At 39.5% G+C, this 20,109-nt stretch carries 10 protein-coding genes and 1 tRNA gene; 1 reads left to right on the forward strand and 10 read right to left on the reverse strand.

The features are described 5' to 3' along the window. Nucleotides 1–2: 2 nt before the first annotated feature. The 7 genes from WKH56_RS15015 to WKH56_RS15045 form a co-directional block, all read right to left on the reverse strand. The gene (locus tag WKH56_RS15015) at nucleotides 3–3,395 is read right to left on the reverse strand and encodes an AAA family ATPase (protein ID WP_168760343.1); all 3,393 of its coding nucleotides are present in this window, start codon (nucleotides 3,393–3,395) and stop codon (nucleotides 3–5) included. Further along, nucleotides 3,392–4,576, reverse strand: coding sequence for an exonuclease SbcCD subunit D (locus tag WKH56_RS15020; protein WP_048021930.1), 1,185 nt, complete (start codon nucleotides 4,574–4,576; stop codon nucleotides 3,392–3,394). The genes WKH56_RS15015 and WKH56_RS15020 overlap by 4 nt, the downstream gene beginning before the upstream one ends. 53 nt (nucleotides 4,577–4,629) lie before the next feature. Further along, nucleotides 4,630–8,367, reverse strand: coding sequence for a helicase-exonuclease AddAB subunit AddA (gene addA, locus WKH56_RS15025; RefSeq protein ID WP_310884182.1), 3,738 nt, complete (start codon nucleotides 8,365–8,367; stop codon nucleotides 4,630–4,632). After that, nucleotides 8,360–11,860, reverse strand: a complete 3,501-nt coding sequence (addB, locus tag WKH56_RS15030; protein WP_168760341.1) for a helicase-exonuclease AddAB subunit AddB — start codon at nucleotides 11,858–11,860, stop codon at nucleotides 8,360–8,362. Before addB ends, addA begins: the two co-directional genes overlap by 8 nt. Nucleotides 11,861–12,123: 263 nt before the next feature. After that, a complete protein-coding gene (fabG, locus tag WKH56_RS15035) occupies nucleotides 12,124–12,864 on the reverse strand; it encodes a 3-oxoacyl-ACP reductase FabG (protein WP_014461644.1) in 741 nt (246 codons plus the stop codon). A 580-nt stretch (nucleotides 12,865–13,444) separates the two neighbouring features. After that, nucleotides 13,445–14,062 (reverse strand): TVP38/TMEM64 family protein, encoded by a 618-nt coding sequence (locus tag WKH56_RS15040; protein WP_310884180.1) that lies wholly within the window; start codon nucleotides 14,060–14,062, stop codon nucleotides 13,445–13,447. Between the two features lie 164 nt (nucleotides 14,063–14,226). Further along, nucleotides 14,227–16,206: a S9 family peptidase gene (locus tag WKH56_RS15045; protein ID WP_342836054.1), complete on the reverse strand. Its 1,980-nt coding sequence runs from the start codon at nucleotides 16,204–16,206 to the stop codon at nucleotides 14,227–14,229. 176 nt (nucleotides 16,207–16,382) lie between these two features. Here WKH56_RS15045 and WKH56_RS15050 point away from each other — a divergent pair, with 176 nt between their 5' ends. Beyond that, nucleotides 16,383–16,619 (forward strand): IDEAL domain-containing protein, encoded by a 237-nt coding sequence (locus WKH56_RS15050; protein ID WP_028412421.1) that lies wholly within the window; start codon nucleotides 16,383–16,385, stop codon nucleotides 16,617–16,619. 195 nt (nucleotides 16,620–16,814) lie between these two features. Here WKH56_RS15050 and aceA read toward each other — a convergent pair whose 3' ends face one another. The 3 genes from aceA to WKH56_RS15065 all read right to left on the reverse strand — a co-directional run bounded on the left by aceA (nucleotide 16,815) and on the right by WKH56_RS15065 (nucleotide 20,031). Beyond that, complete coding sequence (gene aceA / locus WKH56_RS15055; protein ID WP_028412422.1) at nucleotides 16,815–18,098, reverse strand: isocitrate lyase; 1,284 nt, start codon at nucleotides 18,096–18,098, stop codon at nucleotides 16,815–16,817. A 392-nt stretch (nucleotides 18,099–18,490) separates the two neighbouring features. Beyond that, the gene (locus tag WKH56_RS15060) at nucleotides 18,491–19,750 is read right to left on the reverse strand and encodes a M48 family metallopeptidase (protein ID WP_033578011.1); all 1,260 of its coding nucleotides are present in this window, start codon (nucleotides 19,748–19,750) and stop codon (nucleotides 18,491–18,493) included. 209 nt (nucleotides 19,751–19,959) lie between these two features. Further along, a tRNA-Glu gene (locus WKH56_RS15065) sits at nucleotides 19,960–20,031 on the reverse strand. Between the last annotated feature and the right edge of the window lie 78 nt (nucleotides 20,032–20,109).

A 20,109-nucleotide genomic window follows, 5' to 3' on the forward strand; every position in this document is an offset into this window, starting at 1 on the left:
CCCTATAAAGTTTCTACTCTTACACTAGTTCCTTTGCCAGAAGGCTCGGACGGCTCAACAATCAAACGTTTTGGCAGACGAGCACGAAGTTCTTGTACGTGACTGATGACTCCAATTGATAAATTATTGGACTGAAGCTTTTCAAGCGCCGTAACCACGGTATCAAGAAGCTCTCCATCAAGCGTTCCAAATCCTTCATCTAAAAAGAAAAACTGCAGTGGATATTCTCCTCTTAGCTGTATTTGTGCAGATAATGAAAGGGCCAGAGCGAGGGAAGTTAAAAATGTTTCCCCTCCCGATAAAGTTGAAACCGGACGTTTTACGCCTCCATTTGCATCATCTCTCATGATAAAGCCGCCTTGTGAATCAACTTCAATCGCATAGCGCTGACGTGTTAATATACCCAGACGCTCTGAAGCATCTCGGCTAACGGACATCAGCTGTTCTTCAGCAATATATTCGACGAAAGCATTTCCTTTAAATACTGTTTGAAGCTTTTGATACTGTTCAAATAACGCTTGTTTTTCTTCACGGTCCTGTTCAAGCACTAAAAATCGCTCATGCCGTTCTTTGACGCTTTTTAACGTTTGCTCAGCTGCTCCCTTGAGCTGAACGGCTTCTTTTACAGCGGCTTTTATATCATGAAGCAGCTGCTGAGTTTCTTCAAATTGCTGCTCTTCTATGGACTGGTGATTCAGCTGGATATTTAACTGTTCAATTGATGACTTCATCTGTTTTATGTTGTCCCAATAAGCCTGAACAGTTTCATCCAACAATTTCATCTCATCATGTGATAACAAAGCTTGCTGAACTTCTTTTTCTTCGCTGAATAAAGAATTCCCTATCGCTTCTTCCCATTTTCCAGCTGCTTTTTTATACTGGATATGAGCTGTTTCTAGAGATTCGCTCGCTGCTTTTTCATCCATTTGCAGCGTTTGATACGCTTTTTGAACAGTTTGCCAATGTTGATACGCCTGCTGTTCATTCGTCTCTAACTCCGCAAGTAAGTGAACTGTTTTTTGCAGCGCTTGTTCAATATCTTCTTGATCTGTAAGCGTACGCAAGCGTTCAATTTGCGAGTGAACAAGAGATTGTTTATGAGACAGCATTGCTTTTAATTCTGTAAATTCTTTTTCGCCCGCATATTTTTCTTCTTTTAGACGTTCGATTTTCTTTTGCTGATTTTCAAAAAATACGCTGCTTTTTTCAATTCGAGCCTTTATTGTCTGCTCTTCTTTTTCTCGCTCGTTTAGCTGTTCATTAATTTTTTCCATCTCTTCAAATACAAAGGAAGGATAATCTTGTTGAAAAGCTTCTCTTCCTGCTTGTAACGCTTGTTTTTGCTGAGTGACTTTTCTTTCCAATTCAGCTTGTTCTTTTTGATAATGAGCAAGCTCTAATTCAATCTTTTCAAGACTTTGCTGGACCTTTTGTACCTGCCCGAGAATTGCATGCTGTTTTTCGCCTACCTGCAAATAATCCTGCTCAAGAGATTTAATTTCAACTTCTATTTTCTTAGCATACTGACCAAAGGCATCTGTACCCATTTCTCCTAAAGCAGGAACTTGGCCAGCTTCATTCATAAACCCAGCTAAATCAGGTATTTTTTCAACAAGAGGTTTAGCAAGCTGTTCAAGCTGCATTTTAAGCGACGAATAGCTAAATCGCTGTTCACGCAACTGATTGACTTGATCTTCGAACTGATCCGCTGATTCTACTGTACCATCTTCTTCTTTTTGGTTTAACACGGGGTTAGGATGATGCTCAGAGCCACAAACTGGACAAGGCTCTCCTTTAGTCAGCTGCTCAGCTAATTGATGAGCCAGACGATGTGACCATTCTTTTTCCTTGCGTCTTTTTAGATCACTCATTAAATGATCCGCTTGTTGAAAAAGCTGCTGAAACTCTTTTTCCCGCTCACATACAGTGTGATACAAGCCTTGAATATCCGAAAATAACTCTTTACTTCGTTCTATTGTTTGCTGATATCTCTCTTGGTGTGTTTGTTTTTGTGTATGCAAATGTTGAAGCTGTTCCGCTTTTTCTTTATACGTTTTTTGGCCTTCATCTAGATTTTTTTTATCATTATTCCATACTTGATAACGGTAGAATGCTTGCTGAACAGCCTGCCGATAATCAGGTTGAATCTCCACTTTTGTTAATGCTTCTTTTAACTCTTTTTGAAGGTTCAGACCCTGCTGATACCGCTTATCCGCTTCTATTAATTCATCATTTTTCGTTTGAAGTGCCTGCTGCTTTTGCTGAAGAGAAACTTCCGCTTCTTTTACTTCTTGCTGCCCATCTTTAATTTGTTTTTGAAGATCAGAAGCTTGTTGAAGCTGTTCTTTTTGAACAACTAATTTGGGCTGCTGTTCATTTTTTTGTAAGCGAGCCTGCTCATATAAGCTATTCGATCGCTTATATTCCTCACTTTGCTGAACAATTTGCACTTTTAATTTTTCTACTTTATCTTTATAAAGCTTCTGCTGTTTTTCAGCTTGTTCAAATGTTTCTAAATAAGGAAAAAGACGCTCTGCCTGCTGCGCTTTCGTCAGCAAATCTTGCTTTTGTTTAATCTCCTCTTCCTGCTTAGAAGCATGCACTAGTTTTTCTTCTAACAGTGTTTTTTCCTGCTGCGCTTTCCAAAGAGACGCCTGCTGATCGTATCGTTCCTGCAAATCAGCCGCTTCTTTTTCTCGTTTTTCCAAAAGTACAATGCTATCACTTACAAGCTGCTCGGCTTCTGTTACTTTCTCTGTTGAAGCTTCACCTAATCCCGTTTGTTCTGCCGTGATTTTATCTAGGTCTGTTTTTAGCTGCTGAACTTGATAGCGTATTTTCTTACTAAGCTGATCTCCGTACTGCTCGAGATTAAAAAGACGCTGAAGCATTTGACGGCGTTCCGTCCCTTTTAACGATAAAAACTCTGCAAATTTTCCTTGTGGTAATACAACAGCTCTTGTAAAATCATCAATTGTTAAACCAAGAAGTTCCTGTACCTGCTGGTTTACATCATTTGTTTTATCCGCTAATACGTACGTTTCATCTTCGATTTCAATCAATCGACTGGAAGCTGATTTCACACGCAGCTCATCTGTCCGTTTAAAGCTTCGTTCAACAGTATAGCGTTTTTTATGACTCGCGTTTTCCAGCTCGAACGTAAACGATACTTTCAGTTCATTTTCCCCGTGATTTAAAATTCCTTGTGTATTATTGGCTGCACGCTCTACTTTTCCGTATAAAGCTAGTGTAATGGCATCCAAAATGGAGGATTTCCCGCTTCCAGTAGGACCAAATATTCCAAACACACCGCCTGAACACAGCGCTTCAAAGTCGACAGTTTGTTTTTCTCTAAAACTGTGAAGCCCCGAAACGGTCAAGTTAATAGGTTTCATTTTTCATCCTCCTTTCCCGATACTTCTTCATCGTTAATCAAGGTTAAAAACAGTTTGACTAACTCATCATCAGGTGCCCCTCCGCCGGTTTGCCTGCTGTAGAACTTTGTAAACAGTTCTTCGATCGGCACTTCGCGCTGTGAACGTGTTTCATGTGCTAGTTCTTCTGCTTTGAATACCGGACGAATATGAATAAAGCCTGGATGAAGCTTGCGAAGTCGATGGATTTCTTCTAGTGAAAGTGCATCTTCTACGTGAACTTCTAAATCAACCCATGCCTGCGTATCTTTTTGCTCATCAAGCCACGTATATACTTCTGCCAATCCGTTTTTTGCTTTCCAACGTGTCAAAGGCTTTCCGCTAGATAATGGAATTTCCGTCATTTCAACCTCTTTTCCTGGCTGAGCATCTAAAATGGTCACGGACTTTGCGTACCCTGACTCTGAAAAGCTATAGGCAAGAGGTGACCCAGAATATCTTGCAAGGGTGTTGGCGCGATTGATCATTTGCGGGCGATGCAAATGTCCTAGAGCTACATATTGAGCATTAGCAGGCAAACTAGTTGCCGCCACCGTATAAGCTCCTCCTACTTCAATTGGACGTTCTGAGTCCGTTGAACTTCCGCCTGCTACGTAAATATGACTCATGGCAATATTAACGGTATCTGTTGTGAACTGCTCACTCATTTTATCAAAAATACCTTTTACTCTGGCATCATATGAGTTTCGAAGAGCCAGCTCATCATTTTCTTCTGCTAACAGTTCCTTTAACCTTGATTCAGATGGGTAAGGAAGAGCCGCAACCTTTAATATTTCATCTGATGTAGGAATGTGAATGCTTTCTACATCGGTAGTAGGCAAACCAAGAAGCGTAATATTTTGATGAACAGCTAATGGAGAAGCCGCCGACAGCCGATCTGGGTTGTCATGATTACCTGCAATAACAATAATCGGACGTTTTCCATTGTTGCTCAACCTAGACATACTTTCGTAAAAAAGCTGCTCTGCCGCTGCTGGAGGGTTAACCGTATCAAAGGCATCTCCCGCCATGAGAATAGCATCTATCTTTTCTTCTTCCACAATGTCTGCCAGTTCATCTAAAAACTGTGCTTGCTCAGCTAGACGGCTTCGACCTTCTAACGTTCGCCCCAAATGCCAATCCGCTGTATGTAATAAACGCATGTTACTCTCTCCTTATTGGTGAAAAAGAAGAAGACTATCGCCTTCTTCTTTTTTTATATTTCAACAGCATGTCCACCATCTAAAAAGTACAGATAGCGATGCTGAACAGGTTGTTTTACAATCCGCTCAATGGCCTTTGCGTAAAGCTCTAGCTGAATGCGGTATCTGTCAATTAGAAATGGTTTTGCTCGTTCAAAATCCCCTTGAAAACGATCCGAAATATTATCTGTTTTAAAATCAAGTAAAACGAGGCCTTCTTCCGTTTCATATAAACAATCAATAATACCTTGTACTAAAATCGTTTCATCTTCCTGCTCCCAATGATCATAGATTTCTTTAGCGGAGACACCTAAACTAAAAGGCATCTCTCTATAAACCGTGCGAGCCGTTCGAATACCTTGTGCAATGTCACTGTCTAAAAAATCTGCTACATCATTTGCATCAACGGCATCCGCTTGCTGTTGCGTCAACAATTCTTTGGTAACCATTGATTGAATAAAGTCTTGAACCATTTCGAGGGTATAAGCTTTATTTAATGGAAGCTGCTGCATAACGGCATGTGTAGCTGTTCCTCTTTCAGCTCCTGTGAGAGATTTCTCTTGAAGAAACAGCGGACGATTTTCAAGAGGTGCTTTAGCTCCCCGAACAAGATCACTGCTTGCACCTGCATCCGTCAGCTGCTGCTGCCTTTTTAGTTCAGAAACAGATTGCTTTGAACGATGAACGGAAGCTACACGATAATCATAAGACCAATTTAAGCGTCTATACACTTCCTCTTTATAATCGCTGGATTCTGTAACTGGCTCATGCTTTTGAAGAGCGTTCAAAAGCTCTTCATGATGCTGCTGCTCTTCAAGAGGCTGTTCGGCTAAATCACCTGCTAATAACGTTGAAAGCTTCCAGCTTGAAGCATGCTGATAAATCATCTCGGCCGGCTGGACCTCTCCTTCAACCATATGACTAACATTTTTGTGACGAATTAAAGAAGGTCCAATCCAGTCTAAATAACATTTTGCATCTCTTCTCACGTGAGCTGGAAGCGTCCAATCTTCGTGTCCCATAACGGAGCTCCATTGTCTGAGCTTTTCTGATGCGTCTTTTACTGTTCCAACTAAAATAAGTTTTTCTTTCGCACGCGTCAAAGCTACGTATAATACCCGCATTTCCTCTGCCATGCTTTCTTTTTTCATTTTTTTCTTCATGGTCTGCTGAAGAAGAGTCGGGTACGTAATACGCAGTTTCGGATCAATATATTTAGATCCAAAACCTAGTTCTTTATCGAGTAAATAAGCTTTATTCAAGTCCATTAAGTTAAACTGACGAGCAAGACCAGCTACGAAAACAACAGGAAATTCAAGACCTTTACTGCTGTGGATCGTCATCAAACGCACCACATCTTCTTGTTCTCCCAGCGCTCGAGCAGCTCCTAAATCGTTCCCTCGATCCTGCATCCGTTCAATAAAGCGTAAAAAGCGGAACAGACCTCTAAATGAAGTCGCCTCATACTGGCGAGCGCGATCGTAAAGAGCACGTAAATTGGCTTGACGCTGTTTCCCGCCAGGAAGTCCGCCAACAAATTCAAAGAAACCCGTGTCGCGGTAAATTTGCCATACTAGTTCTGACAAAGAGCTTTGTCTAGCTTGTGTTCTCCATGCTTTTAACTGCTCATAGAAATATTTCACTTTATCGCGAAGTTCTTCATCATCTGAAACCGCTAAGTACGTTTTCAACGCATCATAATACGTTCCTTTCTTTTGCTCTGCTCTCAGTGTAGCCAACTCTTCATCTGAAAGCCCTACTACCGGTGAGCGAAGAACAGAAGCTAACGGAATGTCTTGATGCGGGTTATCTACTACTTTTAATAAAGACATCATAATCATCACTTCAGTAGCATCAAAATAGCCTGTTGATAAATCCGCATAAATCGGCACGCCTTCTTGTTTAAATTCATCCATAATCTGCGCAGCCCAAGGCATGGAACGAAGCAAAATAACAAAGTCACGATACGTTACGTTTCTCATGATATCGAGCTTGCGATCATATATTTGAAAACGGTTTTGAACGAGTTCTTTGATTTTGCGCGCCATTGCTCTTGCCTCTAACTGAGCCGTTTCAAGCTCTGCTTCTGAAAACGCGACGAGAGAAGAATCCGATTCTTCTTCCGCTCCTTCTTCTGCATTTTCTTTTGCAATCAGCAGAAGCTCCGTTTCCATTCCTTCCACTTTTGGATACGATGCTCCTAATTTTAAAGAAGCATCATCGTCATATGCAATTTCTCCTACTTCTTCATCCATCAGCTGGTTAAAAATAAAGTTTGTGGCGTCAAGCACTTGAGAACGACTTCGGAAGTTTTTATTTAAGTCAATACGTTTTCCAAATTGTCGTCCATCTTGCGTAAATCGCTTGTACTTCGTCAAAAACAAAAATGGCTCCGCTAAACGAAAGCGGTAAATGGATTGTTTTACATCTCCAACCATAAATAAATTCCCTTGTTCTTCACTATCTCTCGTCACTAATTTAATTAGTGTTTCTTGAACCATATTTGTATCTTGATATTCGTCAACAAGCACCTCTTCAAACTGAGTGCGATATTTTTGAGCAATGGACGAAGGCTTAAGCACCCCGTCTTCTTTTACACTCAAGATTTGCAGGCAATAATGCTCTAAATCAGAAAAGTCCACTAACCCTTTCTCTTTTTTGATGTGTTCATATCGTTCACCGAAGCGCTGAACTAAAAAGATTAGCGTTTCAATAACGGGCTTCATTTTTTCAAAATCAGCCATGTAGCCGTGCAAAGGCCTAGAAAACAAATCAGCATGAAGCTTCTCAAGGCTTGTTTTCGCTTTTTTGCGAAGCTCTCCAAAATCATCTAAAAGCTGCGAGTCGTACGCATCTCCTTTACATGGCTTTAAACGAGTAAAATTCAAATTCTGCATTTCCTCATGCAAATCAGCAAAAGAATGCTTAGAAGCGCTGAGCAGCCGATGAATTTGAGCCAGGTCTTCCTCTGCATTAACGGCGCGAGGAGCAGGCCCTCCCGGCAGCTTTGTTAGCTCTAAGCCCTGTTTTAAAATCGACTCAATGCCCATGAGCTGCGTTGTTACTTCTTGTAAAAGAAAAGACAGAAACGGAAGTGAATCAATAGAAGAGTCCTCTGTGACATCATATTGACTCACAATCATTTTAAGCCAGCCGTTTGGGTCGGGGTTAGATCTTGCAAAGTCATATAGCTTTCTTACCATAAGCTGAATATCTAAGTCATTTCTGTCGCTTGTATAACGATCAATTAAATCAAAGAATCGCTCGTTCTGTTCAATACTGTACTGCTCTTCAAACAATTCTTCTAATACTTCTTCACGCAGAAGATCCGCTTCCGTATCATCTGCAATTCGAAAACCAGGGTCTACATCGATCAAATAATAATACGTTCGAATGACTTCTAAACAAAAAGAATGGAGCGTAGAAATCGACGCACGGTTTAATAAATTAAGCTGTCTGCGCAAGTGTAAAGAAGATGGATTCTTTTTTAACTCTTTTTCCAATGCTTCTCCAATTCGATTTCTCATTTCGGCTGCAGAAGCATTTGTAAACGTAGCAACTAGTAATCTATCAACATCGATTGGCTCCTCGCCCATCGTAATCTTTTTAATAATACGTTCGACTAAAACCGCTGTTTTTCCTGAGCCAGCCGCCGCGGCTACTAATATATCTTGACCGGATGAAACAATGGCGTTCCACTGATCATCCGTCCACTGGGAGTCGGCCGGTTTTACGTGTATATCTTCACTCATCTCGTTTGGCCTCCTCTCGAATTTTATCTAAAATAACATTTTGACTCTCTGTACTAAGCTGACGATATTCGTTGTTTTCCATTGATTCATCGAACTGACAGATTGAGCGGTATTCACAAAACGCACATGGTGTTTTATCTTTTAGCTTATAAGGCGAAATATCAATTTTTCCATTTGTAATCTCAGTACCTGCCTCTACAAACTTACCTCGCACATACTGACGGAGATGTGTAAAATCTTCTTCGCTCGCAACCGAAGAATTGGAATAAAAGCCCCCTGTCTTTTTAATACCCGCCGATATAACCTGTGAGTGCCCTGATTCTAACGTTTTGTCCATTAATTGGACTGCTTCCTCGTCCCCTAAAAGCAGTCCTTTCATTTTAAACTTCTTGAAGATTTCAGCTTCAATTTGATCGGGTTGTAATGCTTTAGTACTGTTGATCATTGGATTATGAACGTGGAAATAAAGAACGCCAGCAGGCAATGCTCCTCTATTATCATGAAGAAGCTGTTCAGCATACGTCACGACTATGTCTAAATAAGCTAAAATTTGAAGAGATAAACCATAGTACACTTCCACTAAGTTTAATGCTTTATCGCTTGATTTATAGTCGACAATACGCAGTAAAAGTCCCTTGGAGCTTTCCGCTTTATCCACTCTGTCAATTCGGCCAACAAGTTCCATCGTATGGCCATTTGGCAGTGTAAACTGCATAGAAGGCAGCTCCGCGCTAGGACCAAACCCTAATTCCAATCCAACAGGAACAAACCCGCTCACCTTAGCGTGCTCACTTAACACAAGCGACGCACGTTCAATAATTTGCTGCAGCTTATGTGTTAAATAGTGGTGGCGATTAGAGCTCAATAAAATTTCATTTTGTAAGCGCGGAGCAAGTTCGTGCACCGCAGCCGTAGAAAGCTGCTGACAGTCTTTTCTCGTTAAGTTCTTCCATTCTTTTTGACCGCCCCGTAGCTCGTCTGAAATCATCTTCAGCGCCGCGTGAAATAACTCGCCTATGTCAGGAGCTGCTAATTTGAAAACTTTTCGTTCTTTAAGCTTAAGCCCGTGAGAAGCAAAATGAGCGTACGGACAGGCTTCAAATTTCTCCATTCTCGATACGCTTGCTTGAATATGCTTTCCATACAGACGCTGACTCGTTTTCTTTGTTAACCTTTTTGCTTCGTTTTTATAAAATAAACTGCTTAGTACTTTCTCGCTGTATGAGTTCCAATCTGAATTTTCTACATAAAAATTATATACATCCCACCAAGCGGAACTCATCGGATAATGGCGTTTCCACCCTTGCAGCTGGCTGGCTAAATGCGCGATGCTCGTTAAGGGATTTGTTATATAATCAACTTGCTTTTCTTCTTCTAAATCCGTAGGCTCCGTCATTAACAGCTTTTCCTGCAGGAGCGGAAATAGCTCTTTTAATCGATTAATAACGAGTGAAGGCAACAGAGTCTTCCCTTCCTCATTGGCAAGAGGATACGAAACATAAAGTTTTTCAGAAGAGCTGGAAAGTGCTAAATAAATAAGAAATTGTTCGTCAAACAGCTTTTGCCTTCCAGTTGGCGCAAGTAATAAGCCTGATTCAAGCAGCTGCTCTCTCTCTTTCTCAGATAACAGGCCATCGCTTTTTGGTTTAGCTGGAATCACACCGTCATTTACGCCTAGCACAAAGCTTGCTTTGATATCGGATAAACGCGAACGCTCAAAACTTGCCACAACCACTTGATCCAGTGCAGGCGGAACAAGTGCAAACTGCATGCTGTCAAGCCCTGTCTCAAATAGATCCGCGAACAAAGAAATCGATACTTTCTCTTCTCCCATCATTTCAACAAACTGATCAAATAAGTGAAGAATTGCTTTCCATACCTGCTCGTGCTCTCTTGCTTCTTGAAGCTTACCTTCTTCTTCACATCGATTGCGCAGCGCTTCTATCTTTTGTGGAATATCTAAGTTCGTTAAAAAATGATAGAGTGCTTCTGCTTTTTCTTTTCCTATTTTCGCTTGTTTTAATTTTTGCTGAAGCGAATAAATAGGAGGAACAATCATATTTTTTAATTCATTTATTTTTTGCTCAAAAGCAAGCTCTTCGTCAGTTTTCCCAAGGTTCATGTCTTCAAGCGAACGATATTTTCTGTAGGTAAATGGCTCCTTACTCGTCCACTTAGATCCTTGAATACCGTAAGCAAGTACGTAATTTTCTAATTCATCCATCTCTTCGCGAAGCTGGTGCACATCAGATGACAAAGGAAATAAAAGGTCTGTTTTCACTGCCCGAAAGATGGTTTCGTATCGCCATGACCCGCTTACCACCTCTAAGACTGAGCGAATAAATTCAACGAGTGGATGGTGAAACATCGCTCGCTTTTGGTCAATAAAGTACGGAATTTCATAATCTCGAAAAATGGTTTGAAGCAAGTCATGATAGTCTTCTGCATTTCTAACAATCAAGGCAATATCACGATAGCGATAACCGTGATCACGCACAAGCGACAGCACTTCTCTTGCAATCCCTTCTACCTCTGCTCTTCGGCTAACAGCAGGCAGCAGCTGAATGTGCTCGGGCTCTGACTGAAATTCCGGCGTTGGCCGTTCATCATAATATAGTTCTAAATAGGCAAGCTCTGGACTGTTTTGATGCCTTTTTTGTTCATTAAATACGTTTGGCTCTTGAATCTCTATCCCGTTTTCAGCCGCCAGGCCCATTATTTCTTGATACGTTTCGCTCGTTAATCGAAACAAGTGCAGGTCATTTGGAATAAAATCTTGATATGAATAATCAGAAGTAACCGCTATTTTCACTTCTCTACAAACTTTCATCAGCTCTACTAATACCGTTAATTCTTGAGGAGTATAGTGATGAAATCCATCTACATAAATCGTTGCTTGAGCAAGGTACGCAGAAGAGACTACTTTTTCACTCAGCAGCTTTAAATAATCTTCTCCATCTACATATTTTGTCATCAGCTGTTTTTCTAATTCTCCGTAAATGAGATGTAAATCATGTAATTTATCAGCAAGGACTTTCTCATCTTCTGCTTGAAGTTTTTGCTTCATCTCTTCGAGAGACGGTGCATTTACCGTGTACTGTTTAAATTCTTTAACCATTTTTTCTAGTTCTTCAATAAACCCTGCTTGTTCTGAAGAATTCGCAAACAATCGAAGCTCTTTTTTTTGATGCTCGATAATTTTTTTAAGCATCATATGAATACCTGTTTGATCCACATGATAGCGGCTAATACCTCCGACTTCTTGCAGGATACGCCACGCAAGACGTGTAAAACTATAAACTTGAGCACGCATCATGCCTTCTAACCCAGGTGTTTGAACAAGCGCATACTCCGACTGAAATGTCATCTGTTCAGGTACAATATAAATAAGTGGATGCCCAAGCGGAGCATTTAACAGCTCTTGGCGCATGCTATTTAAAAGATATTCCGTTTTCCCGCTTCCTGAACGTCCTAATAAAAACTGTAGCCCCACGTTTTCACCCCTTCATTTTTCTTCTCTATATTTTTAGTTGTTTAAGTGCAAAATGGATAAACGCCACGCAAACACGTGACGCAGTCGTCAAAATTTTATAGTGATAATCAGCTAAATCTCTCTATCTCTCTCCTTATTATTTTACTGAACTTGCAGACAAAATTCCACTTTGCACATATGTGAAATGCTGGATGCAACAAAAAAACTTTTCAGTAGCCAAATGACCACTGAAAAGTTTTAGAAAAGCGAGTTATTTTCTACTTTTACATCATGATTCCACCATCTACATGCAGTGTTGTGCCGTTAATATAGTTGGACTCATCAGAGGCTAAATAAAGATAAGCATAACCAATGTCAGAAGGCTGACCTAACCTTTGTAAAGGAATAGTAGATTTCATTTGATCAATGATTTTGTCCGGCATCGCCTTCACCATATCCGTCTCAATAAAACCGGGAGCTACAGCGTTTACATTAATTCCTTTTCGCCCAAGCTCTTTAGCCCATGTTTTTGTCATTCCCACTACGCCGGCTTTTGTCGCCGCATAATTTGTTTGACCAACATTTCCATATACGCCGGATACCGAAGATGTGCTGATAATTTTCCCTTTACCTTGAGCAATCATATGCGGTACAACGGCTTGCGTACAGTGAAAAACGCCTGTAAGGTTTACGTTAATGACCGCTTGAAAATTTTCAACTGATAATTTAGTTAGCATTCCATCTCTGGTAATACCTGCATTATTAATTAAAATATCTATTTTAGAGAAGCGTTTCACGACTTCTTCTACCATTGCATCTACACTGTCTCGATCCGCTACGTTTACTTGAAAGAATGCTACATCTCCGCCTTCTTCTTTTAGCTGAGCTGCTCGTTCTTCTCCTACTTTTGCATCGTAGTCAACCATAGCGACCTTTGCACCCTCTTGTGCGAAAATTCGAGAAGCTTCGAACCCTAACCCATTTGCTGCACCCGTAATAATTGCCACTTTATCTTTTAATCTCATGTCACCCGCGCTATAAGACGCTTACTAACAACGATTAATCAGCAAGTCGCTTGAATCTTAGTAGCGCATTCCCCTCCTCAAAACGACGCCAAGCACGTCTTAATGATCATTCGGTGCTTTTCTAGTAATGATCCCTCTACTTACATCTTAGTAGTCAAGCTCAAAAATCATTCATATAATTTTTAAGAAAACGTTTTGAAATACATGAGGTGATAATACATGTTGAGAAAAAACATGTATATCTCTAGAAAACAAAGGGTTCATTACTTAGGTGCAACTAGGAATAGACGTCTAATTTATTCCCAGTTTTTTCTTTTATTTTAGCATATTTTTCACAATTGATAAACAAAAAACTTGTTCATTACTAGACAGATACTCTGTATGTGCATTGTTCTACCAACCGAATAAACAGACAAATAACTTCTTTAAGAAAAAGGCAAAAAACCTTTCAAAAATGCTGCTGTATTCCTATAAGAAAAGGCTTTTCCATAGTTTACAATACCCTCTTCTGCTGTATGTATAACAAAAGACTGCCTATTAAAAAGCAGTCTTTCATCACTATTTGTTATATATAAACAAACTATTTGTCATACTGTTTCACTTTAGATTTTTCATTTAATTTTCGTTCAATTTGCTTTCCAACAAGCCATAGGACAAAAATGATCACTAAAACAAGTACTGCTTTTAAAGGCTGTTTCACAAATGAAACAAAATCGGCCCCAATAAAGCTCATCATAAATATCATGACCATTTTACCCGCTAATACAGCAAGCATAAACTGAGCCATACTGACACGTGATAGTCCAGCTACTACATTAATCGCTGAAGACGGCGTAAAAGGGAAACAAAGCATAATAAACAGCGGTCCAAAACCGTGTCTTTCCACCCAAATCATAATCTTTCGAATTTGCGCATGGCGGCTGATAAAATGTAAAAACCTCGCCTGTCCGTATTTTCTAAAAATCAAAAAGACAAGCAGTGATCCAACGCAGCTCCCGATCCATGAAATTAAAAAGCCTAACCATAAGCCAAAGGCAGCAGCATTAGCCATTACAAACGCAAAAAGCGGCAAGATAGGGATAAACGCTTCTAAAATAGGCAACAGCAGTCCGGGAATGATCCCAAATGATTGATATTGTTTTAATAACTCGAGGACGCCGTCTAATGTCAAATAATGCTTTAATGTTTCAAAATCCATCGAATGTTCTCCTTATTTAAACAACTGTGCTACTTTTCACTTATTGTACTACTTTCCTTTACCAAACAAAAGTTTTACAGCGTTTTATCTTTTCTGCCCTGTTGCGCTTGCCATATAGCCAGCCCTTACTTACACGAACAGAACCTCTAGAACAACATGTGCTTTTACTTAGACTGCTGCAAATAACGTTTAAACCAGCTGGTTAAATATTTTAGTCTCGCCGTTCGTAAATTAGGCTTACCGCTTCTAGAAAGTTCATGGTTAGACTGAGGAAAACGAATAAATTCTACTTCTTTATCTTTTCTTTTTAGTGCCACATAAAGCTGTTCAGCTTGTTCAATTGGACATCTATAATCCTGTTCGCTATGCAAGATTAACAGCGGTGTTTTCACGTTCTCCGCTAAACGAAGCGGCGAGTGGTTCCAAAGTTTTTCCGGCTTCTCATAAATATCAGCTTTCAATTCCCATTCGGTAAAATAATAGCCAATATCACTAACGCCGTAAAAACTCGTCCAATTTGAAATAGACCGTTGCGTCACCGCTGCTTTAAACCGATTTGTACTTCCTACAATCCAGTTTGTCATAAATCCTCCGTAGCTTCCTCCTGTTACGCCAAGTTTATCTTCATTAATATAAGAGTAGCGGTTAATTGCTTCGTCGGTTACTGCCATCAAATCCATATAATCCATGCCTCCGTAATCTCCTCGAACGGCATCTGTAAAGGCTTGACCATATCCTCTTCCGCCTCTTGGATTAGAAAAGAGGATATTGAACCCTTTTGATGCAAGCACTTGAAATTCAAACATAAATGTATGACCATACATAAGATGCGGACCTCCGTGAATTTCTAAAATGGTTGGAGATACATCGTTGGCAGCAGCCGCTTTTACGACCCAACTGTGGATATGTATACCGTCCGTGGCAGTCGCGCAAAAAGATTCTGCTTCCGTTAACTGCACATGCTTTAAAAATGAATCATTAACGTTTGTCAGCTTCACTAGTTCCTCTGTTTTTAAATTTAAAGAATAAAGATCTCCAGGATGTGTAAATGTACTGATTGCTACGATAGCTTCCTCACCGTTGGGAAGAACAGATACCCCGTATACGTGAGCATTATCCATAAGCACAGAGTCTAACTTTCCATTTACATTTCCTTTATATATGCCTACAGAACCCTTTTCACTTACGACAAAATAAAATTCTTCCTTACTGCTCCACATAATTCCCGCTGCGGTTCTTCCAAAGTGAAAATCTCCTGCTACCATATCTCCTATTTCTAAGTCTATACCTGCAGTGATACAAGCTGTTTTTTGATTGGAGACCTGATAAATATATATGTCATTCATTGAAGCCGATCCGTATGTACGTTCATTTCCAATGTAAGCTATGTATGACCCATCTGGTGACCACGAAACTTGATGAAAATATCCTGTTTCTGCTGTAATAGATGTTAACTTTTTAGTATCACGATGCAAAATAAACACGTCCATGGTTAACGATAAATCCGGATTCTCTCCTCGGCTACTGCAAAACACAATTGAATTTGCATCAGGGGCCCAGCATCCTACAGAGTGATGATAAGGTCCATCCGTTAAAAACGTCACTTCTTTATTTTTAAGTTTAACGACCGCAACTTGCATATATTCACCTTTTAAATAGCCGCTAGCATCGGATTTATACAACAAACGTTCCACTTCGTATGGCTGAGGATGCTCATGATTTTGTTCAACTCTTACAGCTTTTTCTTCTACTTTTGTAGAAAACATAATTTCATCACTATAAGGAGACCATACGGGATTACTAACGCCTTTTTCACAATCTGTGAGTGCTTCTGCTTCCCCGCCTGTCGCTGCTAATAGATAGAGCTGAACGGTTTGACTGCGATCTGATAAAAAAGCAATCCACCTGCCGTCAGGAGACCAGGCGGGAGAATGATTATTTCCTTTATAATACGTCAATTGCTTTGTTTTTTTTGTTTCAAGATCTAACATAAACAGCTGCGTCTCATAACCGTTTTCTATTTTTTTCGTTTCTCGAACCGTATAAACTACACTTTTTCCATCTGGAGAAATCTGAGGGTTATACACAGACTTCAATTCATACAAATCCTCTACCGTTACCGTACGCTTTTTTAAATGATTCAATTTCTTCGCCCCCAAGGATTCATTTTTAAACCAAATAGCCAATCGATAAAAACGAAAGTAGCGTTTCCCTCTTACTTTATCATTTCTAAAAATAAAAATCTAAAAATTTAGAAAATTAGTTGTTTTTTCTTCTTTTAATCTATATAATAATAAAAAGGGTGCAGAGGTGATGAGGTATGAACAATGAAAAATCGTACACGGAAATGATGAAGTCCCTCGCTCGCAAGAAAAAAGTAATTGATACTGTGAGTATGTTGGATGTTTATATCGAAATGGTAATTGATGAATCGCTTTTTAAGCGTCAAAAAGAACTGTTAGAAACAAACATTAACACGGCATTAGATCAACGTGATGAAACTGCTTTTTATGAGCTATCAGCACAGTACCAATCCTTACTTCAAACATCTACTTAATATTTCAAGAAGTTCATTCATGTTAATGATTTATATGTACGTTTAACAGGCAGAACCTTTCTTCTCAGGAAGAACAGCTGTCTGTTAAATCGTGTTTACTACATAAAAAAAGATTCTTACAGATGTAAGAATCTTTTTTGTTAGGATTTTTTCTATGAGTGGAAGTAAACAACCGTTCCACTCATAGATTTTTTGTTATTTATGCGCCTGAAACTGCTCTTCTTCTGTTGAACCTTTTAAAGCTGTTGTAGAGGAAGTCCCACCGGAAACTACTTGCGCCACTTCATCAAAATAACCCGTTCCTACTTCACGCTGATGTCTTGTAGCAGTATATCCATTTATTTCACTAGCAAACTCTCTTTCTTGTAACTCTGAATAAGCTGCCATTCCTCTTGTTTTATATCCTCGTGCCAGTTCAAACATGCTGTGATTTAAAGCGTGGAAGCCAGCAAGCGTAACGAATTGGAATTTGTAGCCCATTTTTGCGATTTCTCTTTGAAACTTTTCAATCGTTTTCTTATCTAATTTTTTCTTCCAGTTGAAAGATGGTGAACAGTTATAAGCAAGCATTTTACCTGGGAATTTTTCATGAATAGCATCTGCAAATTTTTGTGCCTGTTCCAAGTTTGGTTCAGACGTCTCACACCATACTAGATCAGCATATGGCGCATATGCTAAGCCACGAGCGATAGCTTGATCGATTCCGGCTCTCGTGCGATAAAAACCTTCAGCGGTGCGTTCACCTGTAATAAACTGGCGATCTACAGGATCAACATCACTTGTAATTAAATCAGCGGCATCAGCATCGGTACGAGCAATCAGAAGTGTTGGAACACCCATTACATCAGCAGCTAAACGAGCAGCAATCAAGTTTTTCACAGCTGTCTGAGTTGGAAGCAATACCTTGCCGCCAAGATGACCACACTTTTTCTCAGATGACAATTGATCTTCGAAGTGTACCGCAGATGCTCCTGACTCAATCATTCCTTTCATTAATTCAAATACGTTCAACTGTCCTCCGAACCCTGCTTCTGCATCTGCTACAATTGGAGCAAAGTAATCAATGTCCCCTTCTCCTTCTAAATGCTGAATTTGATCGGCACGCTGCAGCGCTTGATTGATTCGTTTCACAACATGCGGCACGCTGTTTGCTGGATATAGACTTTGATCAGGATACATATTTCCTGAAAGGTTTGCATCTGCAGCTACTTGCCATCCACTGAGATAAATGGCTTTTAACCCTGCTTTTACCTGTTGTACTGCTTGATTTCCTGTTAAAGCTCCTAATGCATGAACGTATGGCTCTGTTTTTAATAAGTTCCAGAACTTTTCGGCCCCTCTTCTAGCAAGCGTGTGTTCAATATCAATGGATCCTCTCAGTCCAATGACTTTTTCTGCAGAATATGGACGTTCAATTCCTTTCCAACGCTCATCGCTTTTCCAGTTCTCTTCAAGGTTTTTTACACGAATCTCTTTCATTCTTTATACCCCCTAATGAATTTAAAATTCTATATTCATAAAAATATAAAACGCAGCAGTGAGAATATGTCTGTTTCATGATGAAGTAAATTAGCAGTTTGCCATAGCTTTAGTAAGAACGTAGATGAAATAAGTAAATAGTTGAAGGACATGTAGTAAGACTTTGTTGAGGTGAATATACGCTGATAAGTTTGCCTGCTATCTTTTCAATCACAAATAACTATTCCTCCCCATTGTTATAAAACAGTTTTTATTTTACATACGTTATTATATAACAGTACTTTCGAAAATGAAACCTCCTTTTAGAATTTTTTTCCTACTCGCAAGGAGGCTTTTCTATTAATACCTACGTATAAAAGGCTTCATATATCCTTTACTTTTTCTTATATCACTTATTCATTTCTTTCATACTTCTCAACAAATGAAATTCTTTCCAATATTGTTGGATGACCATATCGAAAAATTTTCACTAAATACGGCGGATTCACCTGGGACAGTCCTGATTTTGTTAAATCCTGAAATGTTTTAATAGCAGCTTGTTTATCTCCTGTTAAGTCCATGGCGTACGTGTCAGATTGAAGTTCATGATGACGCGACTGCATATTTGTTAAAGGACTTACAGCAAATGTGAGCACAGAAAAAATAAGTAGAATAAGCGGTAATGAATTTAAATCACTAAGAGAAGTGATTTTTAATGCTTTCCCCCATCTCTTAATCACAAAGCTAGCTAAATGTTTCGTTAGCCATAAACCTACAATCGATAAAACTAAGGCTGAAGCAATCCCTACATAAATATGTTTCTTCACATAGTGACCCATTTCGTGCGCCATGATAAACAAAATTTCACGTTCCGTCAATTTATTAAGAGTAGTATCCCATAACACAATTCTTGAATTAGAACCTATTCCCGTTACATATGCATTGAGAGAGTTCGTTTTTTCAGACATGTTTACTTCATATACATGCTTAGCAGGTATATGAGCTTCATCTGCTAAATGCAAAATTTTCGTCTCCAGCTCTTTATTCTTTAATGGATAAAAATCGTTATATAACGGATCGATAACCACTGGTTGAATAAACGTCAAAAATAGCGTAAATGGAATAGATACTAGCCACGCATACAGCCACCATCTTTTTGAAAACTTACGAATGAATGCATATAACACAGCAATCACTAAAAACATCGTGGCATAGTTCACCCAAAAATCTGTAAAAAGATCTTTCATCCATCCTTGGAAAGGTTGCGTCGTAATATGGTAAGCCGTTGAAAGCTTATAGCTAATCCAGTCCATAGGAAAAGAGTAGATCAGCAGCAGAACAGATAACCAAAATACATAAATAGCAGTTTGGAGAAGACTGAAACGGCTGACGTCTTTAGACCACTTATTCACTTTCTTAGACACACCTAACACTAAAATTAAAATAAACCCTAACCACTCATATGGAATTCGGATAAAAAAGAGCGCATCTCTAATCTTTGAATATTTTTCGGTTAACATAAGTTCTCTTGCATTCATAAACGTAGCCGGATCCACGCTGGTACCTTTTAATGATTGTGGAATAGAGGTGTCACTTATATAAAATAAATACACCCATATACAAGCTGCATATACAAGAAAAACTCCGATGGACCACAAAACAATTTTTTTCACGCATTCCCCTCCTTTTGTACAAACAGTATTCTGTTATTACTATTGTAGGTTTTTTTTCGAAATTTAGAACAAGCGTTTAGAGATGTGCTATAGGAAATGCAAATTGTGAAGAGAAAATCATAGAAAAACGAAAAACAGAGTTTATTCTTTTGTCTAAACTCTGTTTACAAACAAAAAAAGCAGTTTGCATATGCAAACTGCTTTTGAGATGACCCGTACGGGATTCGAACCCGTGTTACCGCCGTGAAAGGGCGGTGTCTTAACCGCTTGACCAACGGGCCAGTATGGCTCCACAGGTAGGACTCGAACCTACGACCGATCGGTTAACAGCCGATAGCTCTACCACTGAGCTACTGTGG

The organism is Priestia sp. SB1, from assembly GCF_038898415.1.